Raw genomic sequence first — 25,368 nt, forward strand, 5'->3', positions numbered from 1 at the left:
AGGCAGGGTGTCCCGGCACACGGCCGGAACCCGGGGCGCACTGGGGCGGCCCGGGTGCACCGGCTGCCGTCAGACGGCAGCGGCCCCCGCGGGCGGACCGCGGGAGGTGATCGCGTATACGAGGCAGAGCAGCCGCGGCGCCCGGTCGGAGCGGTGGCGCCGGCGGACGCGGAGGACCGGGCGGTGCGGCGGCACCGGAGTGAGGAACAGCAGCCGGACCGGAGCGGCCAGCCGGCCGCCGACGGCCCGCAGCAGACGGAAGACGGCCCGCTCCCCGTGCCCGAGCCACAGACCGCACAGCAGCGCGGCCAGCAGATGGGCGGCGAGCATGCCGACCGAGGAGTCACCGGAGGGGTGTTGCGGGTGCCCCACCGTGCCGGCGCCCGTCACGGGCGCCATGGGCATGGTGTGCGGGCCGTGCTGCATCGCGCCCGGGTCCATGGGGTGGTGGACGGCGGGGCTCGCCAGGGAGAAGACCGAGTGCAGGACCGTCTGGGCGGCGACGGCGACGGCGGTGACCGGCACCGGTCCGCGCTCACGCCCCGCGAGTCCCCAGCCCACGACGCCGGTCACGGCCCAGCCGGCCGCGAGCGTCCAGAGGGGGACGTCGTCGCCGGACATCATGACGTGTCCCAGGGCGGCGAGCACGACGCAGACGGCCGCGAACACCGCGGCCCGTCCCGTGCGAGCACCCCGTCCAGCAGTCATGGCCCCTCATCGTCGCATCCGGGCCCCAGCCGTGCGCCCGTATATACGGTTCCTCCCACGCCCGCGACTCATTCCCCGGCGTGTGATCCAGAACACCCTTCCGGGTGGCCGGAGTTGCGGGACGACAGGGGGGAGCTCACTTGAGAAAGGCATCCATTCCAGGTGCCCGACAGCCCCCCACCCTCCCCGCCCTCGTCCCGCGAGGTAGTGGAATATTGAACTACCCGGGTGGGTTGACGGCGTCGAAGGAGGTCACGAGTGGACATCACGTACTACGACCACGGAACGCCGGCCGAGCGCTGGGAGCGCGCCGGGATGTTCTTCGACGCCAAGGACTACGCCGCCGCCGCGCGCGTCCTGGGCCCACTGGTCGAGGAGGTGCCGGAGCAGACCGGACCGCGGCTGCTGCTGGCGCGCGCCTACTACCACTCGGCCCAACTGCGCCGCGCGGAATCCGAGTTGCGGGTCATCGTGGAGCGCGACCCGGTGGAGCACTACGCCCGGCTGATGCTCGGGCGCACCCTCCAGCGGCAGGGGCGGGACGACGAGGCCCGGCCGCACCTGCGGCTCGCCGCCGCGCTCGGCGGCACCTTCGACGAGGAGTAGGCCGTCGAGCGGCGATGAGCAGGCCGTCGGCGTGCTCGACCGGTGCCCGGTTCCCCCCTCGGGAACCGGGCACCGCGCGTGAGGGCGCGCGTCAGCGGCCCGGTGTGCCGCTGGCGTACGTCCGCCGGCCCCGGCGATGGGCGATCTCCCCCAGCACGATGTCGACGGCGAGGAACGCCGCCAGCGGAATGCCGAGCAGCGGGACGAAGTAGCCCAGTACGGCGATCAGCGCCAGCAGCGGCACCAGTACCTGGGGCGGTACGTGCTGCCAGGCCCCCCGGGGGATCGGTTTGCCGAAGGCGCTGCCGCGGCCCCGCTGCCACCACATGCGGTAGCCCCACAGGATCAGCAGGATCAGGGCGAGGGCGAGGGCCATCAGCGCGATCTGGTTCACCAGGCCGAACAGATTGCCGGTGTGCAGGTCGATGCCCCACCGGGTGAGCTTGGCGAGCACCGGATAGTCGGCGAACCGCAGGACGTCGGTGACCTCGCCGGTGGCGGGGTCGACGGCGACGGAGTCCTGCTTCTCGGGCCAGCTGCGCTGGATCTGCCGCACCACGTAGGCGGACGTCGCGTCGGCCGGCGGCACGATCTCCACCGGGTCGCCCAGGCCCTCGGCCCGCGCCGCCGTGAGGACCTTGTCCAGGCCCACCCCGTGCGCGGCGTCACCGGCCGCCGCGCCGGCCGCGTCGTGGCCGGCGTGCTCACCGGCCGCCGCGGCCGACACCGAGGGGGTCTCCTGGCCGAGGGCGGTGCGCAGTTCGCCGATGTTCGCACCGGCGTAGGTGGACCAGGTCAGACCGGTCGCCGACAGGAAGATGAAACCGGCGGCGGCCCAGGCGCCCACCCCGCCGTGCAGGGCCAAGATGCGGCGCCGTCCGCCGGTGCCGCGCAGCTTGCGCAGGGCACGGCGCCGGGAAAACCACAGCACCAGTCCCCCGCCGGCGACGGCCCACAGCCAGCTCGCCGCGAACTCGCTGTAGAGACGGCCCGGTTCGCCCAGGTGGAGATCGCGGTGGAACTCGTCGATCCAGGTGCGCAGGGGCAACGCGCCCGTGGAACCGTACTGTTCCAGCGCGCCGCGCACCGTCCCGGTGTACGGGTCGACGAACACGGCCAGGGTGTGGTCCGGGTCCACGCCCGGTATGCCGGACAGCAACACCCTGGTGGTGGCGTCCGGTTCGGGGGACGGGCGTACGGCGGCGACCGTGCCCTCGGGGTGGGCCTCGCGGGCGGCGGCCACCTGCGCGGAGACGGGCAGCTCGCGCTCGCCCACGGGGACGGTCAGCTCATGGTCGTAGACGATCTTCTCGGCCTGGAAGGAGGCCGCGTACAGCAGGCCGGTGAGGGCGGCGACGAGGAGGAACGGCGCCACCAGCACGCCCGCGTAGAAGTGCAGGCGCAGGACGAGGGGGCGCAGGGCGGCCCAGGCGCTCTTCGCCGGTGCGGGGGCGGGTGGTCGGGGTGCCTCGTCCGTGGTGGTCGAGGGAGCGGTGGTCATCGGTGGGGTTCTCCCGGGGACGTCTCGGCGGGCGGGGTGGTGGTGCAGTAGTCGGGGTGGCGGGGCGCCGGGTTCCCATGACTTGTGTGTGAGCTGTGACACATGTGAGGGGCGTGCGATCCTGACGGGATGGGAACTCCGAACGATCGCGCGCCCTTGGCCGAGCGGGTCGGGCAACTGCTCGCCGTGGACGGCCCGTTGCCCCTCGTGGCGGCCGGTGATCCGGTGCTGCGCCGCGGCACCGAGCCGTACGACGGTCAGCTGGAGCCCGCTCTGCTGGCCCGGTTCGTGGAGGCGCTGCGGGTCACCATGCGCGCGGCGCCGGGTGTCGGGCTGGCCGCGCCGCAGGTCGGGGTGGGCCTGCGGATCGCGGTGATCGAGGATCCCGCGCCCGTTCCCGAGGAGGTGCGGCTGGCACGCGGGCGGGTGCCGCAGCCGTTCCGGGTGCTGGTCAATCCGGTGTACGAGCCGGTCGGGGCCCGGCGTGCGGCGTTCTTCGAGGGGTGTCTGAGCGTGCCGGGGTATCAGGCGGTGGTGGCCCGGCCCGCCGAGGTACGGCTGACCGGGCAGGACGAGCACGGGCGGGCGCTGGACGAGGTGTTCACCGGGTGGCCCGCGCGGATCGTGCAGCACGAGACGGACCACCTCGACGGCACGCTGTACCTCGACCGCGCGGAACCGCGCTCGCTGTCCACCCACCAGGCGGTGGCGGAGCGCTGGTCGCAGCCGACACCGGAGCGGGCGGCCCGGGAGCTGGGCTTCGACCTGCCGTAGCCGCATCGCCGCGGCAGCCCGTCCGCACCGCCGCGGCCGCCCGTCCGCACCGCCGCGGCAGCCCGTCCGCGCGGGCTGCGGTCCGTACCCGCCGCCGCCGACTGTCCGCTCGGCCGCCGGCCGTATCACCGTGGCCGCCGTTCCCCGCCGCCGGCGGCCGATCCGCGCGCACCGGCTTCCGATCCGCGCGCACCGGCGGCTGATCCACGCGCACCGGCGGCCGTCCGGGCCACCCGCGGTCGCCCCCGCCGTCGATCTCCGGAGCGGGGGCCGGGAGCGCCCGCCGGGGGCGCGTCGGCTCAGGCGTCCCGGTACGCCTCCAGCAGGCGCAGCCACACCTCGCTGATCGTCGGGTAGGACGGGACCGCGTGCCACAGGCGGGCGACCGGCACCCGGGCGGCCACGGCGATGGTCGCCGAGTGGATGAGTTCTCCGACGCCGGGGCCGACGAGGGTGAGGCCGCGCAGGATCTCGTCCTCGAGGTCGACGACCATGCGGGCGCGGCCCTTGTAGCCGTCGCCGTACAGGCCGGCGCCCGCGACGGAGGACAGGTCGACGTCGACGGCACGGACCCGGTGGCCCTCCTGTTCCGCCTCGGCCAGCGACAGGCCGACGGCGGCCACCTCGGGGTCGGTGAAGACGACCTGCGGGACGGCGGAGTGGTCGGCGCTGGCGGCGTGGGCGCCCCAGTCCTCCGCGCGCACCGGCTCGCCCGCGGCCCGGGCGGCGATGGCGGCGCCCGCGATGCGGGCCTGGTACTTGCCCTGGTGGGTGAGCAGGGCACGGTGGTTGACGTCGCCGACGGCGTACAGCCAGTCGTGGCCGGTGACGCGGAGGCTGTCGTCCACGCCGAGCCACGCGCCGGGCTCGATGCCGATGGTCTCCAGCCCGATGTCGTCGGTGCGCGGGGCGCGGCCGGTGGCGAAGAGGATCTCGTCGGCCTCGATCCGGTCACCGCCGTCGGTGACGACGAGGACGGTGCCGTTCTCCCGGGTCACCGACTTCACGGAGGTGCCGGTGCGGATGTCCGCGCCGGCCTCGGTGAGGGCCTCGGCGACCAGTTCGCCGGCGAACGGCTCCATGCGGTTCAGCAGGCCCTTGCCGCGCACCAGGACGGTCACCCGGGAGCCGAGCGCCTGCCAGGCGCAGGCCATCTCGGTGGCGACGACACCGCCGCCGACCACGACGAGCCGGCCGGGCACCGACCGGGCGCTGGTGGCCTCCCGGCTGGTCCACGGCTCGACCTCGGCGAGTCCGGGCAGGTCGGGCAACTGGGCGCGGCTGCCGGTGCAGACGGCGACCGCGTGCCGGGCGGTCAGCACCCGGCGGCCGCCGTCGGAGCCGGTGACGGTGACGGTGCGCGGGCCGGTGAGCCGTCCGTGGCCGCGGTACAGGTCGGCGCCGATGCCCTCCAGCCATCCGACCTGGCCGTCGTCCTTCCAGTGGGAGGTGTACTCGTCCCGGTGGGCCAGGACCGCGGCGGCGTCCAGCGGGCCCTGGACCGACTGCCTCAGTCCGGGGACGCGGCGGGCGTCGGCCCGGGCGATGACCGGGCGCAGCAGGGCCTTGCTGGGCATGCAGGCCCAGTACGAGCACTCGCCGCCCACCAGTTCGCCCTCCACGACGGCGGTGGTGAGTCCGGCGGCGCGGGTGCGGTCGGCGACGTTCTCGCCCACGGGCCCGGCGCCGAGCACCACGACGTCGTAGGCGGTGGATTCCATGTGCGTCGATTGCGTTTCCGTCATGGCGTCAGTCTGGTGGGTGGTGTGCGCTGTGGCCACATGGGTAGGGGCGCGGAATACGTGACCGGCCGGCCGTGTTGTGCCGACGGCTCGACCCCCACACCAGGAAGAGGGACACACGTCATGAGCAGCACTGTGGAGCTCACCAAGGAGAACTTCGACCAGACGGTCACGGACAACGAGTTCGTCCTGATCGACTTCTGGGCGGCCTGGTGCGGTCCGTGCCGTCAGTTCGCGCCCGTCTACGAGAAGGCGGCGGAGGAGAACCCCGACCTGGTGTTCGGCAAGGTGGACACCGAGGCGCAGCCGGAGCTGGCCGCGGCCTTCGGTATCCAGTCGATCCCCACCCTGATGATCGTGCGCGACCAGGTCGCCGTGTTCGCGCAGCCGGGCGCGCTGCCCGAGGCGGCGCTGACGGACGTGATCGGGCAGGCCCGGAAGCTGGACATGGACGAGGTCCGCAAGCAGATCGCCGAGCAGCAGGCGCAGCAGGGCGAGGCGCCGAGCGCCTAGGCTCCGCCGACCGACCCCCGGGACCGGGCTCGGAACGGGCTCGGGGAGGGGGCAGCGGATGGAACGGGCAGCGGTTAGAACGGGTGGCGCGCGACGTCCGCGCGCACCGTCGTCCAGCGCAGGTCGGTGAAGGCCTCCAGGTTGGCGTCGCCACCGAAGCGGGAGCCGGTGCCGGACGCGGCGACCCCGCCGAAGGGGGCGACGGCCTCGTCGTTCACGGTCTGGTCGTTGATGTGCACGATCCCCGTGGGGACGCGTTCGGCGAGGTCCAGGCCGCGGGCCGGGTCCCGGGTGACGACGCCGAGCGCCAGTCCGTAGGAGCTCGCGGAGGCCAGGGCGACGGCCTCGTCGACGGTCGTGAAGGAGCGGACGGGGGCCACCGGGCCGAAGACCTCCTCGGTGTAGGCCGGAGTGAGGTCGTCCACGTCGGCGAGGACCGTGGGCCGGTAGAAGAGCCGGTCGTGGGTGCCGCCCGCGGCGAGCCTGGCGCCGTGCGCGGTGCTCGCCCCGACCAGGCCGTGCACCTTGGCGAGCTGGCCGTGGTCGATGAGCGGGCCCAGGTGGACCTTCTCGCGGTGCGGGTCGCCGACGGCGAGCGAGTCCGCCTTCGCGGCCAGCCGGTCGACGTACTCCCCGTACAGCGAGGCGTGGACCAGGTGCCGTCCCGCCGTCATGCAGATCTGCCCCTGGTGGAAGAACGAACCCCAGGCGGCCGTGGAGATCACCGCGTCGAGGTCGGCGTCCTCCAGCACGATCAGGGCCGAGTTGCCGCCCAGTTCCAGGTGCGCCCGCTTCAGGTGGCGGCCCGCGTTCTCCCCGACGGCGCGGCCCGCGGCGGTGGAACCGGTGAAGGAGATCACCGGGACGCGCGGGTCGGCGACCAGGGCCTGACCGGCCTCCGCCCCGCCCGGCAGCACGTGCAGCAGCCCCTCGGGCAGTCCCGCGTCCTCGAAGACGGCGGCGAGCCCCAGCCCGCCGCAGACGGCGGTGCGCGGGTCGGGTTTGAGGACGACGGCGTTGCCGAGCGCCAGGGCCGGGGCGACGGAGCGGACGGACAGGACCAGCGGGGCGTTGAACGGGGCGATCACGCCCACCACGCCGACCGGTACGCGCCGGGTGTACGACAGCCGGGGTTGCTCGGTGGGCAGCACCTGTCCGCCCGGGCGGGAGGCGAGGGCCGCGGCCTCGTAGCACTCCTGGGCGGCGACGTGCAGTTCGAAGTCGGCCTTGCCGGGGATGCTGCCGGCCTCGCGGATCAGCCATTCGCGCAGCTCGGTGTGGCCGGCGAACAGGTCGCCGGCCCTGCGGAGCGTCGCGGCCCTGACGTGGTGCGGCGCCGCCGCCCAGGCAGTCCGGGCGGCGCTGCCGGCCTCCGCGGCGGCGGCGACGTCCTCCGCGGTGGCCAGGGTGACGGTGCCGAGTCCGTCGCCGGTGGCGGGTTCGGTGACGGTGTACTCGGGTCCCGCGAGCCGGCGGGTCGTGCGGTCGAGCAACGTCATGACGGCTCTCCGATCGGTCCCGGCCCACCGTGGGGTGGGCGGCGGCCCGGCTGTCCCCGCGCCCGCCCGGACGGCCGGGCGGGCACCCTCCTGGTCGTGGACCAGCCACCGTCTCCCACGATGTCAGGCGGACTCGCGTCGCACCACCGATGCCCCCAGCACCTTGTGCGCCTCGGGTGCGGCGGCCGGGTCGCGCACCGCGCGGTCGACCAGTTCGGCCAGCTCGCGGCCGGAGGGCAGTTCCAGGTGGACGGTGGTGAGCCGGGGCCGCAGCAGCCGGCCCAGCATCAGGTTGTCGGCGCCGATCAGGGCGGTCTCGTCGGGGATGCGGACGCCCTCGTCCTGCAGCGCCCGCATCAGCAGCATGGCGTACTCGTCGTTGTACGTGAACACGGCGTCGAGGCCGAGGTCGCGCCAGCGGGCGGCGAGCCGTGCGGCGGCCCCCTCGTCGTACGCGAGGGGCAGTTCGGTGACCGTGGCGTCCGTGCCGCGCAGGGCGGCGCGCACACCGGCCAGGCGGGGCGCGGAGAACGCCGCGAGGCCCGGTTCCTTCGGGACGATCACGCCGATCCGGCGGTGGCCCCGGTCGAAGAGGTGGGCGCCGGCGCTGTGGCCGACGACGTCGTGGTCCATGAGCAGCGCGTGCGCGCCCTCGACGGACTCGGGCCCGAGGGTGACGACGGCCCGGGCACCGGAGCGTTTGAGCACCTCGACCCCCTGGGGGCCGAGTCCGGAGCCGGGGACCAGGACGGCCACGGGCCGCAGTTCGGCCCAGGCGCGGGCGGCCTCGTCGTCGTGCACGCCGACGGTGCCGTACTGCACGACCGTGTAGTCGAGGCGGCCGAGGGAGCCCTGAAGGTCGTTGATGAACTGGCTGTAGAGCGGGCCCACCGGGAAGGACGGCGCGGGCATCAGGACCATGCGGCTGTGCCCGGCGCGCAGGCTGCGGGCCGCCGCGTGCGGCACGTACCCGAGTTCCCGCGCGGCCTCGCGGACGCGGCGCCGGGTGGGTTCGCTGATCCGGACGGAGCCGGCGTTGTTCAGGACGTAGGAGACGGTCGCGCGCGAGACGCCGGCCAGGCGGGCCACGTCGGCGCTCGTGGGGACGGAGCGCGTCGGTGCGGTGGGCGCGGACGCGGGCGGGTTCGTTATCTGCACCATGACGTACGGCATCCTTGCAGAAGCCGCAACGGGGCCGTCCGCCGGGTGAGTTGAGCCCGCCGGCGGGTGGGCGAGGGGCCCGTCACCGGGTGGACGTCACCCGGTCGACCAGGTCCGTCCAGGCGGCTTCCAGGCGCTGCGGCGGCATGCCGCACTGCCGGATCAGGTGGTGGATCAGGGCGGGGTCGAGCTGGGCCATCAGCGTGTGGGCGAGGAGTTCGCAGTCCGCGTCCGGGACCGCCTCGCGCAGCAGCAGGGTGACGTGGTGGCGCAGCACGCGGCGCGGCGGGCTGGTGAAGCGGCGGCCGGCCTGCGGTTCGGCGGCCAGCTGCAGCTCCAGTTCGTCGACGGTCCTGCGGAGCATGGCGAGGCCGAAGGCGCGCAGCCGCTCGGCGGGGGCAGCGCCGGGACCGAGCGGTGGGGGGCCGGTGAGGAAGGCGGCCTGGAACTTCTTCTCGGAGTGGTCCAGGAGCGCCGTGAGCAGTCCGGTGCGGTCGCCGAAGCGGCGGAAGACCGTCCCCTTGCCCACGCGGGCCGCTGCCGCCACCTCCTCCATGGTGATGCCGTCCGCTCCGCGCTCGGCGACGAGCCGCGCGGCCGCCTCCAGCAGCCGGGCACGGTTGCGGGCGGCGTCGGCGCGCAGGCAGGGCTCGTCGGCGTCGATGCCCAGTTGCAGCAACTCCTGGGGCTCGACGGGCTCCTGGGGTGTCGGGGCGGGTGGCGGAACTGCGGACATGAAGCCAGCGTAAAGCATCGGGAAGAAACTGGACCGCGGTCCGGTTGAAGTGCTACAACAGAAAACGGACCTCGGTCCGGATTATTCAGATCATGTTTCAGCCCCCCTGGAGTCCCGTCATGTCTGTTCGTATCCTCGCCCTCGTCGGAAGCCTCCGCGCGGGCTCGCACAACCGCCAGCTCGCCGAGGCCGCGGTGAAGCTCGCTCCCGCGGGCGCCGAGGTGGCGCTGTACGAGGGCCTGGCGGAGATCCCCTTCTACAACGAGGACATCGACGTCGAGGGCGGCGTCCCGGCCGCCGCCGCCGCGCTGCGCGAGGCCGCCGCCGGCGCCGACGCCCTGCTGCTCTTCACGCCCGAGTACAACGGCACGATGCCGGCCGTCCTGAAGAACGCCATCGACTGGCTGTCCCGCCCCTACGGCGCGGGCGCCCTCACCGGCAAGCCGGTCGTCGTGATCGGTACGGCCTTCGGCCAGTACGGCGGTGTCTGGGCGCACGACGACGCCCGCAAGTCCGTGGGCATCGCCGGCGGCAAGGTGATCGAGGACATCAAGCTGTCCATCGCCGGCTCCGTGACCCGCTTCGCCGAGACCCACCCGGCCGACGACAGCGAGGTCGCCGAGCAGCTGACCGAGGTCCTCGCCCGGCTGCACGGCCACGCGTCGGAGCCGACGGCGGCCTGACCGCACGACCGCGGGGCCGGAGCCACCAGGCTCCGGCCCCTTCGTCGTGCCGGGGGCCGGGGACCCGCGGGCGGGCCCGCTCCCACGGGCGCTTCGCCCGCGAGACCCAGCAGGAACCGTTGCGCACACACGTCAAGAAGGGGTCACTGCGCATCGAGTGGCGCAACTTCCCCATCTTCGGCAGGGAGTCCGAAGACGCCGCACGCGCCGCCTGGGCCGCCGGCCGGCAGGGAGCGTTCTGGAAGTTCCACGACCGCCTGTATGCCGCACCACGTGAGCGCGACACCGGCGAGTTCTCCCGGAGCGAGCTCATCGCCCACGCGGAAGCGGCCGGCGTCGCGGACCTCGACCGCTTCCGCGAGGACATGGAATCGGACCAGGCGCGCCAGGCCGTGGAACGTGACCGTGAAGAGGGGTATGTCCTGGGCGTCACCAGCACCCCGGCCTTCCTCGTGAACGGCATCCCCATTCTCGGCGCGCAGCCCACCGAAGTCTTCGACCGGGCCGTACGTGACGCCCTGACCCGGAGCGGGAAGGAGGCGAAGTGACCGACGCCGGCTTTCTTCTCGCCTTCCTCGGCGGGCTGCTTGCCCTGCTCAGTCCCTGCAGTGCCCTCCTCCTGCCCGCCTTCTTCGCCTGCTCTTTCACCAGCAGGACGCGGCTGCTGCGGCACACCGCCGCCTTCTACGCGGGGCTGTGCCTGCCCCCCGTCCCCCTCGGGGCGGCGGAGGCCTTCGCGAGCCGCCTGTTCATCGGCCACCGGGACACACTCGTCCTCGTCGGCGGATGGACCATGATCTGCCTGGGCGTGCTGCACCTTCTCGGGCTCGGCTTCGGCTCCCGCCGCCTCCAGCAGCGAGCCGGCGCCCCCAGCGGCTCGACCTCCTCCACCGTCGCCCTGGGAGCGGTGTACGGGCTCGCGGGATTCTGCGCGGGCCCCATCCTGGGCAGCATCCTCACCGTCGCCGCGCTCGGCGGCAGTCCACTGCGCGGCGGCTCCCTCCTGGTGGTCTACGCCCTGGGCATGGCCGCTCCCCTGTTCGTCCTCGCCCTTGCGGGGGACCGCTGGCGACTGGGCCGACGCGCTTGGCTGCGAGGACGAGGGTTCCGGCTCGGCCCCCTGCACCTCCACAGCACCTCCGTGATCGGCGGCCTGCTCTTCATGACGCTCGGCGCGGTCTTCCTGGCCTTCGACGGGACGTCCGCGCTCCCGTCGCCACTGGACGTGGACACCGAGTACGCATGGGAGCAGCGGGTCACCGCTCTCGCCGCCGCCGTCCCCGGGCACCTCGTCTGGGCCGCTCTGGCCGCCGCGGTGGCGGTGGGAGCCAGCGTCGTAATGATCAGGAGCAGCCGGGAGGACAGCCGCGACCGACGCTGACTCGCTCGCGGCGGCCCTTCTTGCCGGGCAGGCCCGGCTTCAGGCCGACATGTTCGCGTACCGGCGGCCGGGCCTGCTCAGCAGCCGGCACTCCTGAACAGCGAAGAGCGCAGGGGCGGGCCCTCGCGGCGTGAGCCGGCACGTACTCAGGGCCCGTCGAGGTGCGGAGGCGCGATGTGCGGGGCGCGGTGAGGCGTACGGAATCCGTACGCCGAGCCGCAGCCGCAGTGAACGTCTGACGGGTGGCTCACCTGTTGGGGGCGGTAACGCCCGGAGCAGTGTCGCTCGCTTCGGCGGGCGCCGCGAGGACGGTCCGCGCCGCGCGTTCGCCGGCGGCGAGGGCGCCTTCGATGTGTCCGGCGTACTCGGTGGCCGTCTCGGTCGACGCCCAGTGCAGGCGCCCGCCGAAGGCGGGCCGCTGGAAAAGACGGTCGCCGAAGAGCGAGTAGTCGGCAAGGCGCTGCACGGTGGACGGAGCGGTCCACCGTTCGGTGCTCCAGTTCTGCACGTGCAGGGCGACCGGGGAGCCGGCGGTCGGTCCGAAGAGCCGGGTGAGCTGGGCGGTGGCGGCCTGCTCGAAGCCGGGGCGGACGGTGCGGGCGTGCGCGAAGCCGAAGAGCGCGGCGGGTTCGCCACCGGGCCCGGACATGTCGTGGATCTCCTGGAGCGGTCCGGTCCTGCTGAACGCGGCACCCGCCAGCCCGTCCTGGCGCCAGAAGGCGCTCGGGTAGTGGGCGACGACCTTGACGGCGGCGCCCATCCACACCGGGGTGGCCCGGGCCAGGCGTGCGAGGTCGGCGGGGAGGGCGTCGTGGAAGTCGATGCGCTCCAGGGCCAGGGCCGGAGGAACGGCCAGGACGACGTGCCCGGCATGGAGGGTGCCGGGCGGAGTGAGCACATCGAGGCCGCCCTGGTCGGTCGGGTGGACGGCGGTGACGGGCGTGTCCAGCCGAAGAGAGCCGGTGGGCAGCGCGGCGGCGAGGGCGGCGGCGAGGCTCTGCGCCCCGGCGGCGAAGCGGTGGGCGGGGGCGTCGATCAGGTTGCCGGTGAGGCGGCGGATGCCGGTGGTCTCCTGGAGCATCGTGTCGCCGGCGAGGTGCTGCTCGAAGGTGGCGATGCCGCTGCGGACGGCCAGGGTCCGTACGCGTTCCTCGCCGTCCCAGAACCAGGTGGCTCCCAGATCGAGCGCCCGCCCCGAGTGCTCGACAGGGGTGGAGAGCAGGCGCCCGCCGACGCGGTCGCGGGCCTCCAGGACGACGACGTCGCGGCCGGCGGCGTGCAGAGCGGTGGCCGCGGTGAGTCCGGAGGCGCCGGCGCCGATCACGATGACGTCGTGGGTTTCCTGGTGGGGCATGTGTGGCTCCGTTCTGAGCAGGCTGTACCCCCGCGGTCGTCCGTGGTCGCGGCATCGGGTGGAGGGCAGGGTGGAGTGCCGCCCGCTGCGTGGCTGAGGAGCGCGGCGGGGCGAGGGGGGCGGGCTACGCGCTGCCGGCGTCGAGGACGATGCGCAAGCGGGGAGCCGCTGCGCGCAGCCGGGTGACGGCGTCGTCGGCCTTCTCCAGCGGCATCCGCTCGATCATCGGCCGGACACCCGTGGTGACGGCGAAGGCCATGGCCTCTTCCGTCTCGCGCGGGCTGCCGGTCAGGTGCCCGGTGAGGGTGTGGCCGTTCATGACCAGCCGGGCCGCCGGGACGGTCACGGATCCTGCGTCGACGCCGACGAGGGTGAGCTGCCCGTGTACGGCCAGGCCGGTGAGCAGCTCGTCCACGGGGGCGGTGGAGGAGGCGGTGCAGACGATGAGGTCGGCACCGCCGAGCTCGTCGAGGGCGGCTCCGGGCGGTTGGGCGTCGCTGTCGATGTAGTGGTGGGCGCCCAGGCCGCGTGCCTGCTGCTCGCGGTCACCGCCGCGGGCAACGGCGACGGTCTCGTACCCGAGCGCGGCCGCGAACTGGAGGGCGAGGTGTCCCAGGCCGCCGATCCCGAAGACGGCGACCCGTCCCCCGGCGCGGATGCCGGCCTTGCTGATCGCGTTGAAGGTCGTCACCCCGGCGCAGCCGAAGGGGGCGGCATCGAAGAGGTCGAGGCCGTCGGGGATGCGGGCGAGCGCGTCGGCGGGCACGGTCATGCTCTGCGCCCAGCCGCCCGGGTAGGACAGGCCGGGGATCTTCCGCTCGGCGCAGTGGACGACATCGCCGGTGCGACAGTGCGCGCAGTGTCCGCAACTTCCGCCGAACCAGCCGACGGCCACCCGGTCACCGGCCATCCAGCCCTCGACCCCGTCGCCGGTCCCGGCGATGACACCGGCGACCTCGTGGCCGGGGGTGACGGGGAAGACGGTGTCCTCGCCGGTGGCGACGGCCGTACCGATATCGGCGTTGCACACGCCGCTCGCCACCACCGACACGCGGACCCACCCGGCGGGAGGCGGGACCGTCTCGGCCACCACGGGGTGCAGAGGCCCGCGGGGCTCGGTCACGACCATGGTCACGGCGCTGTCCGACATGCTGCCTTCCGTTCCGGCGACGCTACTCATAGCTGCTGTTTATGCTGCATCAGTGGGACTCTCACCGTAGGCAGAGGAAATCCAGCCGGGTAGAGGACATCAGTGAATGGAGCGATAAGCCGTGGCTATGACAACAGACCGCCTGAATCTCGAAGGGCTCCGCTATGCGCAGGCGGTGGCGGAGACCAAGTCGTTCAGCGCCGCCGCACGCGCGTACGGGGTGACGCAGCCCGCGCTGTCGAACGGGATCGCCAAGCTGGAGGAGCGCCTGGGCGGCAAGCTGTTCGAGCGGTCGCCGCGCGGTGTGACGCAGACCGCGTTCGGCATCCGGATCCTGCCGCTGATCGAGCGGGCCCTGACCGCGCTCGACGCCGTCGGGGCGGAGGCCCGGCGCCTGACCGAATCCGGTGAGCAGAAGATCCGCATGGGCCTGTCACCGCTGATCGGCTCGCACCTGGTCGCCCGGGCGTTCAGCATGGTCCAGGACCTTCCCGCGCCGCGGGACCTCGTGCTGCGCGAGGCGAACATGCAGGAGCTGCGGGAATGCCTGCTGGCCGGCCGGCTCGACATCATCCTGATTCCGGCCGTGGCCGCGATGCCCCGATTCGAGCACCGGGTCATCGACGTCGAGCCGATCGTCGTCGTCACTCCCGACGCGGCGGAGGCGACCCCCGTCGAACTTACGGAGGCCGGCAAGGAGCAGTTCATCCTCGTCCCCGACACCTGCGGCCTGACCACCTTCACCACGCAACTGTTCCAGGCGCACGAGATGCCTCTGCACACCTATCCGGGCGAGGCCGCCAGCTACCGGGTCCTGGAGGACTGGACGAAGCTCGGCCTGGGCTCGGCCATCGTTCCCCGCTCCAAGCTCACCTCGCCCGACGTCTGCCACCGGCCCCTGCACGACCAGGGCCGCGAAGTGCAGATCTCCTTCGAAGCCGTCTGGAGCGCCGACTCCCCGCTCGCCGCGGACCTGCTCCGCCTCGCCGACAGCCTCGCGGCCGCCCGCCACTAGCGTCTGTCGTCACATGATCCTCGTCTGGTGGCAGTCCCTGGGGCCATATGCACTGCTTATAGCCTGATTCAATGTGGTCCCCTACCGGACCTTGCCGGACATGCCTAACGTGGCAGGCACGTCGCGGAACTCACCACTCCGCACCCTTCCTGCCTATCGAGAGAGGCATAACCATGGCGTATCTCCAGATCACACTGCCAGTGGACCCGGCCTACCGCGCCGCAGCCGCGGGCGTGTACGAGCAGTACAAGCAGCCGTTCCTCGACACCGTCCTCGGCGCCCTCAGTAAGGAACTCCTCGTCCGCGACGAGGACGTCCAGGTCCTCCACGGCTTCGGGACCACCGCCGACGCCGAGGCGTACCTGACCAGCGAGTTGTTCACCCGTGACGTCGTCGGCGGCCTGTCCCCGCTGCTGAAGGCCGACCAGGACGTACGCGTCTACGACACCGTCTGAGCCCCGGTGGTGCACGAACTCACCGCGCTGCTGCGCGAATACGACCGCGCCCGCGCCTACACCGACGATCTGTGGCGGGACCTCAGCCCGGACGAGGTGACCTGGCGCCCGCACGAGGACTCCAGCGCCGTCGGCTGGCACCTCGGCCACCAGGCCCACGTCGCCCACTTCATGATCCGCAACCTCACCGCGGCCGAGCCCAGCCCCGACCCGGACCTCGACGGACTCATGGACTCGGCGAACCCGGAGAAGTTCCGCGGCGCGCTGCCCACCGTCGAACGGCTCACAGCGTTCCGCGACACCGTCGCCGAACGCGTCCACGCCCGCATCGGCGACATCGCCGCCGGCAAGGTCGGCGCCCCCACCCAGCTGACCATCGTCGCCAACCACCTGCTGCTCGCGCTCATCAACCACGAGTACCAGCACGACCAGTGGATCAGCGAGGTCCGCGCCGACAACCTCGGCCACGCGCTGCCGCCCGACCCGGAGTCGGACTGGCTCAGCCGTGTCGACGGCTACCTGGTCTGCAACCCCTGCGCCTGACCGCCTGCACCTTCGCCCAGGCGAGGCCAGCGGCGATTCACCACCGGCAACGACCCGGTCTCAACGCGGGCCGGTGCCAAGTCAAGGAGCACCACGTGAGTGATGTGCGCGTGACCCCCTGGCAGGACGGCAGCTTCCCCGCGCCCTCGCCCGAACTCCTCGCGGGAATGAAGGCCCGCAGGCCGGGCGGTGAGCTGATCGGCATCGACCGTGTCCTGCTGAAGAGCTTCCCGCTCGCAACAGGATGGAACGGGCTGGGCAGGGGCCGCGCCGATTTCGACCTGCCGCTGACATGGTCTCGCGCTTCCTCGTGGCGCCGGCCATCCGACACTCCCGTGCGCGGGAGACCGTGAGCCGACCGAACACCGCGGCTACCGAGTCTGCCCCTGCCCCCTGACCACCCTCCCCCCTGCACGACACCACCTGAAACAGGAGCACCACATGTCCAGCACCACCCTCGACTTCACCGGCCAGAAGGTCATCGTCATCGGCGGCACCAGCGGCATGGGCCAGGCCGTCGCCCGCCACGTCCTCGACGCCGGCGGCACCGCCGTCGTCACCGGCCGCACCCAGTCCGGCGCCGACCAGGCGGCCACCGCCCTGTCCTCCCACGGCCAGGTCGTCGGCCTGGCCGCCGACCTCACCGACCCCGCGGCCGTCGACCGCCTGCGCACCACCCTCACCGAGGAGCACGCCGACGCCACCCTGCTGGTCAACGCCGCCGGCGTCTTCGCCCCCAAGCCGTTCCTGGAGCACACGGCCGCGGACTACGACCGCTACCAGGAGCTCAACCGCGCCTTCTTCTTCCTCACCCAGACTGTCGCCGCCAACATGATCGAGCGCGGCGCGAAGGGCGCCGTCGTCAACATCGGCTCGATGTGGGCCCACCAGGCCATCGCCGCCACCCCCTCCTCGGCGTACTCGATGGCCAAGGCCGCACTGCACTCCCTGACCCAGCACCTCGCGATGGAGCTCGCCCCGCACGGCATCCGCGCCAACGCCGTCGCCCCCGCCGTCGTGCGCACCCCGATCTACGAGGAGTTCATCCCCAAGGCGGAGATGGACTCCACGATGGACGGCTTCGACTCCTTCCACCCGATCGGCCGCACCGGCACCGCCGACGACGTCGCCGCCACCGTCGCCTTCCTTCTGTCGGACCGGACCGACTGGGTCACCGGCGCGATCTGGGACGTCGACGGCGGCGTCATGGCCGGACGCAACTGACCCACACAGACGGGGCGGCACTGGCTCCCGTGTCAGACACGGCGAAACGGTGCACCCTCTACGTTCACAAGGAACCCCACCCATGTCCGTCATCAACGACATCGACGTCCAGGCTTTCAAGGACACCACCGCCGCTGTCCGGGCCAACCCCCAGCTCGGCCAGGCCACGTTCTCCGTCAACGGCTCCTGGCAGGGCGGCTGCCGGCTTACCGCACGGACCGGCGCGCTGACCCAGGGCGGCGAGCGGGACGAAACACGCACCGCGCGATACGTGATGAGCAGCGACGAACCCACCGCACTGCTGGGCACCGACTCCGCCGTCTCACCCGCGGAGTACCTGCTGCAGGCACTCGCCGGCTGCTACACCGTCACCCTTGCCGCCCTCGCCTCAGCGCAGGGCGTCGAGCTCGAGGCGTACCGCCTGGAGCTGGAGGGCGACATCGACCTCCAGGGCTTCCTCGGCATCGACCCCACGGTCCGTCCCGGCCTTCAGCAGGTGCGCGTCCGCCTTGACGTCGACGCCCCGGGCACCTCCCGCGAGCGGCTCCAGGAACTCGTCTCTCTCGTCGAAAGCCGCTCACCCATCCGGGACACCCTGGTCAGCCCGGTCGACGTCGTCACCACACTCGCCTGAGCACAGGCCGGACCGCGCCACGACCCGCCCCTACGCCGCCTCGAAGAAGCGGGGGCGGGTCGCCGCCGTACACCCTTAGACGCCGCTTCCTTTGGAGTGATCGTTCGTTGAGCTGCGCCTGACGGACCTGGTTGAGCGGCTGGTACCGGATGAGTGGTGGGTGCTGTTCCGGCGGGTGGTGCCGCCGATATCGGTGAAGCGTCCAATGGCTCCCGGCAAGGGGATCCGCCGCCTCATTGCCCGTAAGGGCATCGAGTAGACCCAGCAGCTTGGGCGTCATCGCTGAGTGGTTGAGAGGACCGTGTCCTGGCCCGCCGGCTGTCGACGCCCGCACCGCCCGCTACGAGCGGAAGTCGGAACACGATCAACTGCCCGGGGGCCTCGCTCGTTGCGCTTGGTGGGCGTCACCTGATCGGGGCCCGGCCCGAAGAAGTTGGCGGCCGTTCTCCAGGTGACTGATCTCGGGCTGGGAGACCATGAGCCGCTCGACCACTTCGCTGCTCTTCAGCCCACTGGCCAGGCGCAGCCGAACCGGCGGAAAGCCGCACCCTGACATGTGTCAGGAGCGCCCGCCTTCGCACCACTCATACGATTCCGGCAGCTGATCGAAGGGTTGCATTTCGGAGAGGTGAGAACGCTGCAAAGCCTGGACGGGAATGGACAAGTACTCTGCCGGAACGGCATCTTCACAGACCTGACGTGCCGATGAACAGGTCTGCGAACCGCTCCCTCCGGACAGCGGTGCTCACAAGTCTTCTGCTGCTCCTGTCCACGGCCTGCGGCGAGGCCGCGAAAGGGGTACAGGAAGGCCCGGCTTACCCGACCAAGAAACAGCATGCACTCCTGTGGCAGGCACAGTCGATCCTGGTCGGGAAGTGCATGCGTGAGCGCGGGTATTTCTACGAGGTCGACAACGGCAAAAGCCTGCCCGCCCGAGACGGATTCCCTTTCGGTATCGAGAGCGTCGCCTGGGCCGAGAAGTACGGCTTCACGGACCCCGGCACCGTGCAGGAGGGGCGTGCCCGGACGGGAAATCCGAATCAGCGGTACTACGAGACACTGACCAAGGAGAAGCAGGCGCGCTACATGGCGGCGCTTTACGGTGGTCGCCGCGACCTCGTCTCGGTAGAACTCGACAACGGAGCAGTCGTGAGTGCGAGCCGACGAGGGTGTAGCGCCGCTGCGGAGCGGGAGTTGTACGGCGACTTCTCCCGGTGGTTCACGCACAGCACGGTGGCGAGCCAACTCAAGTCGTCGGCGCTGTCCGCTGCCATGAAGGATTCCGCCTATGTCAGGGCGACGCACGCCTGGGCCAGATGCGTGGCCGGCCTGGGTCATGAAGCCGACAGCCCTCAACAGCTCCGACAGTCGTTCGAAGAACGCAGGTCCGCCATGACGAAAGAGGACAGCGTCCGAATGGAGCGGACGCTCGCCGTCGCCGAGGCGACATGTGTTCGCCAGACAGAACTGGCACGCACAGGAAAGAAGCTGCACGAAGTCCACCTGAAGAGGGTGGAGAAAAAGAAGCAGGCCCTGTTCCACACCTACCGCAGCATGTGGAACGGGGCCTTGAAGAAGTCACAGAAGATCATTCCTGGAGAATGATCACTGGAAGGGATGCATTGTGCGATCACTCCGTAGGGCCGCGACCGCGGTGGCGATGGCCACTCTGGCGTTGACCGGTACGTCCGTGGCGGGTGCCGGCAGCGCGTCTGCGGACACCCCTCACTGCCCGTCCGGCTATTTCTGCGCCTTCGAGCACGTGAACTTCACGGGCACCGGTTACATGGCCGCAGGTTCCGACGCTTCCTGGCCCGAGTACATCAACCGCAAGGACTCTTCCTGGGCGAACGCCGGAATCACCGGTCCGGGCATTCCCGCCTGGGTCAAGGTCTACCCGCTCAACTTCCAGCTGGGCGCGTCCACCATCTGTCTCTCCCCCGGCCGGGAGGTCAGTCACCTGTCCTACGCCAACGACGGCGGCAGGTCGCACGGCTGGTACCACGGCTGCTGACTTTCCCGCCCCATGAAGTGGGTGTCCCCACTCCGAGCGACATACTCAACGGCCCCGGCCGACTGCGCTGAGCGGGGGCGCGCACGTGCCTGACCCGGCCGAGGCGGCCGGGTCAGGCACTGCACGAGCTTCAACGCGGCGTCCGCGAGGGCGTCGCGCGCCACCTGACCGGACATGGGCCGCGGAGCAGACCGGCCGCCGATGTGTCCCGGATCGGGCGAACGCGGTTCGCAGCTGCGCCTGTTCAGGTGGCCGCGCCCGTCAGCCCTACATCGGGACCGACAACCACGTAGCGGATGCTGCGGGCGGAACACGCTGTGACAGCCGCACCTCCCGCCGGAACCGAGTACGGAACTCGTCGTCCGCGGCCTGCGCCGGATGCACGACCTTGCCCGTAAGGGCATCGCGCAGACCCAGCAGCTCGGGCGTCATCGCTGGGTGGTCGAGAGGACCGTGTCCTGGCCCGCCGGCTGTCGACGCCCAGCACCGCCGCTACGAGCGGAAGTCGGGACACTTCCTGGCCCGAACGGCGTCTCAAGACGGTCGCCCTCCAGGTGAGGGTCGCCCGCTTTCCGCGGGACTCATGGCCCTCCGGAAGGGCCGGGAGCCGGCACTCGGCCCGGCCCCCGGCCCCTCCTCCCCCGCAGCCGCTCAGGCGACCGCCGCCGTGTCCCGCGTGTCGTGGTGGATCGGTGTTCCCGTGTCCGTCAGCGGGACGCCCGTGCCGCCCCGGCGGGCCGCGACGATCTCCGCGGCGATGGACAGGGCCGTCTCCTCCGGTGTGCGCGCGCCGAGGTCGAGGCCGATCGGCGACCTGAGGCGGGCCAGGTCCCGTTCGCTCACGCCCGCCTCACGCAGCCGCCGCTCGCGGTCGGCATGGGTGCGGCGCGAGCCCATCGCGCCCACGAACGCCACCGGCAGCCCCAGGGCCACCTCCAGCAGCGGCACGTCGAACTTCGCGTCGTGAGTGAGCACGCACAGCACCGTGCGGGCGTCGGTCGCGGTGCTCCGCAGATAGCGGTGCGGCCAGTCGACCACGATCTCGTCGGCCTCCGGGAAGCGGGCCCGGGTGGCGAAGACCGGCCGGGCGTCGCAGACCGTGACGTGGTGGCCGAGGAACTTGCCCACCCGCACCAGCGCCGCCGCGAAGTCGATCGCGCCGAAGACGATCATGCGGGGCGGCGGCACCGACGACTCCACCAGCAGGGTCAGCCCGCCCGGGCAGTACGACCCGTCCGCCGCGAGGGCGACCGTGCCGGTGCGTCCGGCGTCCAGCAGGGCCCCGGCCTCCCCTGCCGCCGCCCGGTCCAGCTCCGGGAGCCCGCCGAGGCCGCCCTCGTACGTCCCGTCCGGGCGGACGAGGAGCGCGCCGCCGAGGAGATCCGCCGGGCCCTCGACGACCCGGGCGAGTGCGGTCGGACCGCCCTGGACGACCGAGGACAGCGCCGTCCGCAGCACCTGCCGGACGGGGGCCTGCGCGCCGACCGGGGTCACCATGATGTCGATGACCCCGCCGCAGGTCAGGCCCACCGCGAAGGCGTCCTCGTCGCTGTAGCCGAACCGCTCGACGCGGGTCAGGCCGTCTTCGAGGGCCCGGCCGCACAGCTCGTACACCGCGCCCTCCACGCAGCCGCCGGAGACCGAGCCGATCGCCGTGCCCTCACTGTCGACGGCGAGGGCGGCGCCGGGGCCGCGCGGTGCGCTGCCGCCCACGGACACCACCGTGGCCACCGCGAAGGCGCGGCCCTCGGTCAGCCAGCGGTGCAGCTCACCGGCGATGTCAAACACCGGGGCCTCCCGCCTCCAGGACCCGGTCCGGGCGGATGGGCAGGTGGCGGTGGCGCACCCCGGTCGCGTGCCAGACCGCGTTGGCGACGGCCGCCGCGGCGCCCACGATGCCGACCTCGCCGATGCCCTTGATGCCGACCGGGTCGTCGGGGTCCGGGTCGTCCACCCAGTCCGCCTCGACCAGCGGCACGTCGGCGTGTGTCGCGACGTGGTATCCGGCCAGGTCGGGGCCGTAGAGGCCGCCCGAGGCACGGTCGCGGACCGCCTCCTCGTGCAGGGCCATGGAGATGCCCCAGACCATGCCGCCGGTGAGCTGGCCGCGTGCGGTGAGCGGGTTGACGATCCGGCCCGCCGCGAAGATGCCCAGCATCCGGCGCACCCGCACCTCGCCGGTGGTGACGTCCACGGCGACCTCGGCGAACTGCGCCCCGTAGGAGTGCCGTTCCTTCTGCGCGAGGGCGCCGATGGCGGCGGTGGTGTCGGAGCGCACCGTGATGCCCTCCGGCGGCACGGTGCCCGACGGGACGAGCCGGTCCCGCAGTTCCTCGGCGGCGGCCGTGACCGCCCAGGACCAGGAGCGTGTGCCCATGGAGCCGCCCGCGATCCCCGCCGGGCCGAAGTCGCTGTCGCCGATCCGCACCCGGACCCGGCCGGGGGCCACACCGAGGGCGTCGGCGGCGACCAGGGTGAGCGCGGTACGGGCCCCGGTGCCGATGTCGGCCGCCGCGATGCGCACCGTGAAGGTGCCGTCCGCCTCGGCGGTCACCGCGGCCGTCGACGGGAGGGCGCCCGCCGGGAAGGACGCCGCGGCCGTGCCGGTGCCGAGCAGCCAGCGCCCCTCGCGGCGCACCCCGGGGCGCGGGTCGCGGTCGGCCCAGCCGAAGCGCCGGGCGCCCTCGCGGAAGCAGGCGGCGAGGTTGCGGCCGGCGAACGGCAGCCCGGAGACGGGGCCCACCTCGGGCTCGTTGCGCAGCCGCAGTTCGATCGGGTCGAGTCCGCACCGCTCGGCCAGTTCGTCGAGCGCCGCCTCCAGCGCGAACGACCCGGGCGCCTCGCCCGGACCGCGCATCCACGTCGGGGACGGCACGTCGAGCCGTACGACCTCGTTCGCGGTGCGGTGGGCGTCGGCGTCGTACATCACGCGTGCCACGCCGGCGCTCGGCTCGACGAACTCCCAGATCGTCGAGGTCCGGCTCAGCGAGCGGTGGTCCAGGGCGCGCAGCCGGCCGTCGGGGCCGGCGCCGAGCCGGACGCGCTGGGTGGTGGGGCTGCGGTAGCCGGTGAGCGAGAACATCTGACGGCGGGTCAGGACGACGCGGACCGGGCGTCGCAGGACGGTCGCGGCCATCACGGCGGACACCTGGTGGGCCCGGATGCCCTTGCTGCCGAAGCCGCCGCCGACGTGCTCGGAGCGCACCCGCACCGCGGAGGCGTCCAGGGAGAACATCCGGGCGAGTTCGTCGGCGACCCAGGTCGTGCCCTGGTTGGAGTCGACGACCTCGAGCCGGCCGCCGTCCCACCGGGCGGTCGCCGCGTGCGGCTCCATCATGGCGTGGTGTTCCTCGGGCGTGGTGTACTCCACGTCCACCACGTGGGCGGAGGCGGCGAGTTCGGCCTCCAGGTCGCCCTTCTGCGTCACCCCGGGCATGTGCCCGTCCACCGGGTAGGCGTCCGGGCGGTCGGCGGCGAGTTCGATGTCGTGCGGCTCCCGCTCGTAGGTGACGACGAGCGCCTCGGCGGCCTCCCGGGCCTGCTCGGGCGTCTCGGCGACGACGAGCGCGACGGGCCATCCGGCGTGCGGGACGCGGTCGTTCTGGAAGACCGCGCACGTCGGGTCCGGCGGTACGCCCATACTGCCTATGTAGTCGGTGTGCAGGCGCGGGGCGTTGCCGTGGTGCAGGACGGTCAGCACGCCCGGCATGTCGAGCACGGGGGCGGTCTCGACGGAGAGGATCCTGCCGCGGGCGACCCCGGACAGCACCAGCCAGCCGTGGGCGAGGCCGGCGAAGGGGATCTCGCCGGCGTAGCGGGCGGCGCCGGTGACCTTGTCGCGGCCCTCGACGCGGGTGTGGGCGGTGCCGACGGCGCCCGTCGCCGTGGCCCGGCCGGTGGTGGCGGTGGTCATCGGGCGGCCTCCTCGGCGAGTTCGGAGAGCACGGCCACCACGAGGTTGCGCATGAGTGTCACCTTGTATCCGTTGTGGGGCAGCGGCCTGGCGGCCGCGAGTTCGGCGTCCGCCGCCGCGGCGAAGTTCTCGGCGGTGGCCGGGGCGCCGGTCAGCACGCGTTCGGCGGCGCGGGCCCGCCAGGGCCGGGACGCGACCGCTCCGAAGGCGAGGCGGGCGTCGCGCACGACTCCGCCGGAGACGTCGAGGGCGGCGGCGACCGAGCCGATCGCGAAGGCGTAGGAGGCGCGTTCGCGGACCTTGCGGTAGCGCGAGCGCGCGGCGACCGGGGCCGGCGGCAGGGTGACGCCGGTGATCAGCGCGCCGGGCGGCAGGGCGGTCTCCCGGTGCGGGGTGTCCCGCACGGGGAGGTAGAAGTCGGCCAGCGGCACCTCCCCCGGCCCGTCGGCGGTCTCGTAGGAGACGACGGCGTCGAAGGCGGTCAGCGCCACCCCCATGTCGGAGGGGTGGACGGCCACGCAGTGGTCGGAGGCGCCCAGGACGGCGTGGTTGTGGTGCTCCCCGGTGACGGCGGAACAGCCGCTGCCGGGCTCCCGCTTGTTGCAGGGCCGGGTGAGGTCGGTGAAGTAACCGCAGCGGGTGCGCTGGAGCAGGTTGCCGCCGACGGTGGCCATGTTGCGCAACTGTCCGGAGGCGCCGGCGAGCACGGCCTGGGTGAGGGCCGGGTAGCGGCGGCGGACCTCGGGGTGCGCGGCGAGGTCGCTGTTGGTGACGGTGGCGCCGATGCGCAGTCCGCCGTCGTCGGCCGGCTCGATCCGGTCGAGCGGGAGGGAGCGGACGTCGACGAGCCGGGCCGGGCGCTCCACGCCGGTCTTCATCAGGTCGACGAGGTTGGTGCCGCCGCCGAGGTAGCGGGCGTCGGGGTCGGCGCCGAGCAGGGCCACCGCGCCGGCGACGTCGTCGGCGCGCCGGTAGTCGAACTCCCTCATGCGGCGGCTCCCTCGGTCTCGGTGCGGGTCTCGGCGGCGGCGCGGGCGACCGCCTGGGCGATCTGCGCGTAGGCGCCGCAGCGGCACAGGTTGCCGCTCATGCGTTCCTTGATCTCCTCGGGTGTCAGGGGCGGGGGCCCCGCCTCGGGGCGTACGTCCTCGGTGACGGCGCTGGGCCAGCCCGCGGCGTGCTCCTCGATGACGCCGATGGCCGAACAGATCTGGCCGGGGGTGCAGTAGCCGCACTGGAAGCCGTCCAGGTCGAGGAAGGCCTGCTGCACCGGGTGCAGCCGGTCCCCCTCGGCCATGCCCTCCACGGTGGTGATCTCGCGTTCGTCGGACGCGACGGCCAGTTGCAGGCAGGACACGGTGCGGCGGCCGTCGACCAGGACCGTGCAGGCGCCGCACTGTCCCTGGTCGCAGCCCTTCTTGGTGCCGGTGAGGTCGAGCCGCTCGCGCAGGGCGTCGAGCAGGGTGGTGCGGTGGTCGACGGACAGCGTGTGCTTCTCGCCGTTGATGTTCAGGGTGACGCTGCTGGACGTCGAGGGGGCCATGAGCAGCCTTCTTTCACGGATCTGGAAGGCGGACGAATCGGTTGATGTGGGGGGTGAGCTGTACGGAACGGGGAGCGTTCGGGAACATGTGGGGTGCGGGAGGGTGGGGGACCGGCCGGGCACGGCGTGCCGAAGGGCCGCCCCACGCCGTCCGTGTCCGCCGATACGATCGGAACGAACGAAGCGGACAGCTGTCCGTTACCCGCACGAACGTAGTGG

The 25,368-nt window shown here is 72.8% G+C and carries 25 protein-coding genes and 3 pseudogenes; 16 read left to right on the top strand and 12 right to left on the bottom strand.

The window, feature by feature from the left end:
* Positions 1–69 precede the first annotated feature (69 nt).
* Positions 70–708: a hypothetical protein gene (locus tag FHX78_RS02055; RefSeq protein ID WP_145865748.1), complete on the bottom strand. Its 639-nt coding sequence runs from the start codon at positions 706–708 to the stop codon at positions 70–72.
* A gap of 258 nt (positions 709–966) precedes the next feature.
* On the opposite strand from FHX78_RS02055, the gene FHX78_RS02060 reads away from it, so the two are divergent.
* On the top strand, positions 967–1,314 hold the full coding sequence (locus tag FHX78_RS02060; protein ID WP_145865749.1) for a tetratricopeptide repeat protein: 348 nt from the start codon (positions 967–969) through the stop codon (positions 1,312–1,314).
* Between the two features lie 91 nt (positions 1,315–1,405).
* Here the strand turns inward: FHX78_RS02060 and FHX78_RS02065 are convergent, their stop codons facing one another.
* Positions 1,406–2,815, bottom strand: a complete 1,410-nt coding sequence (locus tag FHX78_RS02065; RefSeq protein ID WP_145865750.1) for a PepSY-associated TM helix domain-containing protein — start codon at positions 2,813–2,815, stop codon at positions 1,406–1,408.
* Positions 2,816–2,944: 129 nt separating this feature from the next.
* Here FHX78_RS02065 and FHX78_RS02070 point away from each other — a divergent pair, with 129 nt between their 5' ends.
* Positions 2,945–3,589 (top strand): peptide deformylase, encoded by a 645-nt coding sequence (locus tag FHX78_RS02070; RefSeq protein WP_145865751.1) that lies wholly within the window; start codon positions 2,945–2,947, stop codon positions 3,587–3,589.
* A gap of 299 nt (positions 3,590–3,888) precedes the next feature.
* Here the strand turns inward: FHX78_RS02070 and FHX78_RS02075 are convergent, their stop codons facing one another.
* Entirely contained in the window at positions 3,889–5,334 is a 1,446-nt protein-coding gene (locus FHX78_RS02075) for a dihydrolipoyl dehydrogenase family protein (protein WP_145865752.1), read from the bottom strand.
* Positions 5,335–5,454: 120 nt separating this feature from the next.
* Here FHX78_RS02075 and trxA point away from each other — a divergent pair, with 120 nt between their 5' ends.
* On the top strand, positions 5,455–5,844 hold the full coding sequence (gene trxA, locus FHX78_RS02080) for a thioredoxin (protein ID WP_145865753.1): 390 nt from the start codon (positions 5,455–5,457) through the stop codon (positions 5,842–5,844).
* Positions 5,845–5,918: 74 nt separating this feature from the next.
* Here the strand turns inward: trxA and FHX78_RS02085 are convergent, their stop codons facing one another.
* The 3 genes from FHX78_RS02085 to FHX78_RS02095 all read right to left on the bottom strand — a co-directional run bounded on the left by FHX78_RS02085 (position 5,919) and on the right by FHX78_RS02095 (position 9,240).
* Positions 5,919–7,343: an aldehyde dehydrogenase family protein gene (locus tag FHX78_RS02085; protein WP_145865754.1), complete on the bottom strand. Its 1,425-nt coding sequence runs from the start codon at positions 7,341–7,343 to the stop codon at positions 5,919–5,921.
* A 123-nt stretch (positions 7,344–7,466) separates the two neighbouring features.
* Positions 7,467–8,504, bottom strand: a complete 1,038-nt coding sequence (locus FHX78_RS02090) for a LacI family DNA-binding transcriptional regulator (RefSeq protein WP_145865755.1) — start codon at positions 8,502–8,504, stop codon at positions 7,467–7,469.
* A gap of 82 nt (positions 8,505–8,586) precedes the next feature.
* Complete coding sequence (locus tag FHX78_RS02095; protein WP_145865756.1) at positions 8,587–9,240, bottom strand: TetR/AcrR family transcriptional regulator; 654 nt, start codon at positions 9,238–9,240, stop codon at positions 8,587–8,589.
* Between the two features lie 119 nt (positions 9,241–9,359).
* On the opposite strand from FHX78_RS02095, the gene FHX78_RS02100 reads away from it, so the two are divergent.
* From FHX78_RS02100 to FHX78_RS02110, 3 genes and pseudogenes are all read left to right on the top strand, one after another.
* Entirely contained in the window at positions 9,360–9,923 is a 564-nt protein-coding gene (locus tag FHX78_RS02100) for an NAD(P)H-dependent oxidoreductase (protein WP_145865757.1), read from the top strand.
* Positions 9,924–10,009: 86 nt separating this feature from the next.
* Positions 10,010–10,471 (top strand): annotated as a pseudogene (locus tag FHX78_RS02105) (DsbA family protein); the annotation flags it as partial.
* Positions 10,468–11,304 (top strand): cytochrome c biogenesis CcdA family protein, encoded by an 837-nt coding sequence (locus FHX78_RS02110; RefSeq protein ID WP_145865758.1) that lies wholly within the window; start codon positions 10,468–10,470, stop codon positions 11,302–11,304. The pseudogene FHX78_RS02105 and the gene FHX78_RS02110, both read left to right, overlap by 4 nt.
* 247 nt (positions 11,305–11,551) lie before the next feature.
* Here the strand turns inward: FHX78_RS02110 and FHX78_RS02115 are convergent, their stop codons facing one another.
* Both FHX78_RS02115 and FHX78_RS02120 read right to left on the bottom strand, forming a co-directional pair.
* Complete coding sequence (locus tag FHX78_RS02115; protein ID WP_145865759.1) at positions 11,552–12,658, bottom strand: flavin monoamine oxidase family protein; 1,107 nt, start codon at positions 12,656–12,658, stop codon at positions 11,552–11,554.
* 124 nt (positions 12,659–12,782) lie between these two features.
* Positions 12,783–13,808: an alcohol dehydrogenase catalytic domain-containing protein gene (locus FHX78_RS02120; RefSeq protein WP_229923934.1), complete on the bottom strand. Its 1,026-nt coding sequence runs from the start codon at positions 13,806–13,808 to the stop codon at positions 12,783–12,785.
* A 127-nt stretch (positions 13,809–13,935) separates the two neighbouring features.
* Here FHX78_RS02120 and FHX78_RS02125 point away from each other — a divergent pair, with 127 nt between their 5' ends.
* The 10 genes and pseudogenes from FHX78_RS02125 to FHX78_RS38130 form a co-directional block, all read left to right on the top strand.
* Positions 13,936–14,823, top strand: a complete 888-nt coding sequence (locus tag FHX78_RS02125) for a LysR family transcriptional regulator (RefSeq protein ID WP_145871570.1) — start codon at positions 13,936–13,938, stop codon at positions 14,821–14,823.
* 173 nt (positions 14,824–14,996) lie between these two features.
* On the top strand, positions 14,997–15,278 hold the full coding sequence (locus FHX78_RS02130; RefSeq protein ID WP_145865760.1) for a hypothetical protein: 282 nt from the start codon (positions 14,997–14,999) through the stop codon (positions 15,276–15,278).
* Between the two features lie 9 nt (positions 15,279–15,287).
* Positions 15,288–15,821, top strand: coding sequence for a DinB family protein (locus FHX78_RS02135; protein ID WP_145865761.1), 534 nt, complete (start codon positions 15,288–15,290; stop codon positions 15,819–15,821).
* A 95-nt stretch (positions 15,822–15,916) separates the two neighbouring features.
* Complete coding sequence (locus FHX78_RS02140) at positions 15,917–16,174, top strand: hypothetical protein (RefSeq protein ID WP_229923933.1); 258 nt, start codon at positions 15,917–15,919, stop codon at positions 16,172–16,174.
* A gap of 88 nt (positions 16,175–16,262) precedes the next feature.
* Positions 16,263–17,045: an SDR family NAD(P)-dependent oxidoreductase gene (locus tag FHX78_RS02145; protein ID WP_145865762.1), complete on the top strand. Its 783-nt coding sequence runs from the start codon at positions 16,263–16,265 to the stop codon at positions 17,043–17,045.
* 82 nt (positions 17,046–17,127) lie between these two features.
* Positions 17,128–17,679 carry an OsmC family protein gene (locus FHX78_RS02150; RefSeq protein WP_145865763.1) on the top strand — a complete coding sequence of 184 codons (552 nt, stop codon included), beginning with the start codon at positions 17,128–17,130 and terminating at the stop codon, positions 17,677–17,679.
* A gap of 229 nt (positions 17,680–17,908) precedes the next feature.
* Positions 17,909–18,134 (top strand): annotated as a pseudogene (locus FHX78_RS37295) (hypothetical protein); the annotation flags it as partial.
* Positions 18,135–18,378: 244 nt separating this feature from the next.
* Positions 18,379–19,284, top strand: a complete 906-nt coding sequence (locus FHX78_RS02165; RefSeq protein ID WP_145865764.1) for a hypothetical protein — start codon at positions 18,379–18,381, stop codon at positions 19,282–19,284.
* A 55-nt stretch (positions 19,285–19,339) separates the two neighbouring features.
* Positions 19,340–19,693 carry a peptidase inhibitor family I36 protein gene (locus FHX78_RS02170; RefSeq protein ID WP_145865765.1) on the top strand — a complete coding sequence of 118 codons (354 nt, stop codon included), beginning with the start codon at positions 19,340–19,342 and terminating at the stop codon, positions 19,691–19,693.
* A gap of 372 nt (positions 19,694–20,065) precedes the next feature.
* Positions 20,066–20,179: pseudogene (locus FHX78_RS38130) on the top strand (IS5/IS1182 family transposase); the annotation flags it as partial.
* A 165-nt stretch (positions 20,180–20,344) separates the two neighbouring features.
* On the opposite strand, the gene FHX78_RS02175 reads toward FHX78_RS38130, so the two are convergent.
* The 4 genes from FHX78_RS02175 to FHX78_RS02190 are packed head-to-tail and all read right to left on the bottom strand — an operon-like array spanning position 20,345 to position 25,149.
* Positions 20,345–21,481 (bottom strand): XdhC family protein, encoded by a 1,137-nt coding sequence (locus FHX78_RS02175; protein ID WP_145865766.1) that lies wholly within the window; start codon positions 21,479–21,481, stop codon positions 20,345–20,347.
* Positions 21,474–23,606 carry a xanthine dehydrogenase family protein molybdopterin-binding subunit gene (locus FHX78_RS02180; protein WP_145865767.1) on the bottom strand — a complete coding sequence of 711 codons (2,133 nt, stop codon included), beginning with the start codon at positions 23,604–23,606 and terminating at the stop codon, positions 21,474–21,476. Before FHX78_RS02180 ends, FHX78_RS02175 begins: the two co-directional genes overlap by 8 nt.
* The gene (locus FHX78_RS02185; protein ID WP_145865768.1) at positions 23,603–24,595 is read right to left on the bottom strand and encodes an FAD binding domain-containing protein; all 993 of its coding nucleotides are present in this window, start codon (positions 24,593–24,595) and stop codon (positions 23,603–23,605) included. The genes FHX78_RS02180 and FHX78_RS02185 overlap by 4 nt, the downstream gene beginning before the upstream one ends.
* Entirely contained in the window at positions 24,592–25,149 is a 558-nt protein-coding gene (locus FHX78_RS02190; RefSeq protein WP_145865769.1) for a 2Fe-2S iron-sulfur cluster-binding protein, read from the bottom strand. Before FHX78_RS02190 ends, FHX78_RS02185 begins: the two co-directional genes overlap by 4 nt.
* Between the last annotated feature and the right edge of the window lie 219 nt (positions 25,150–25,368).

The organism is Streptomyces capillispiralis, assembly GCF_007829875.1.
Taxonomy (GTDB): domain Bacteria; phylum Actinomycetota; class Actinomycetes; order Streptomycetales; family Streptomycetaceae; genus Streptomyces; species Streptomyces capillispiralis.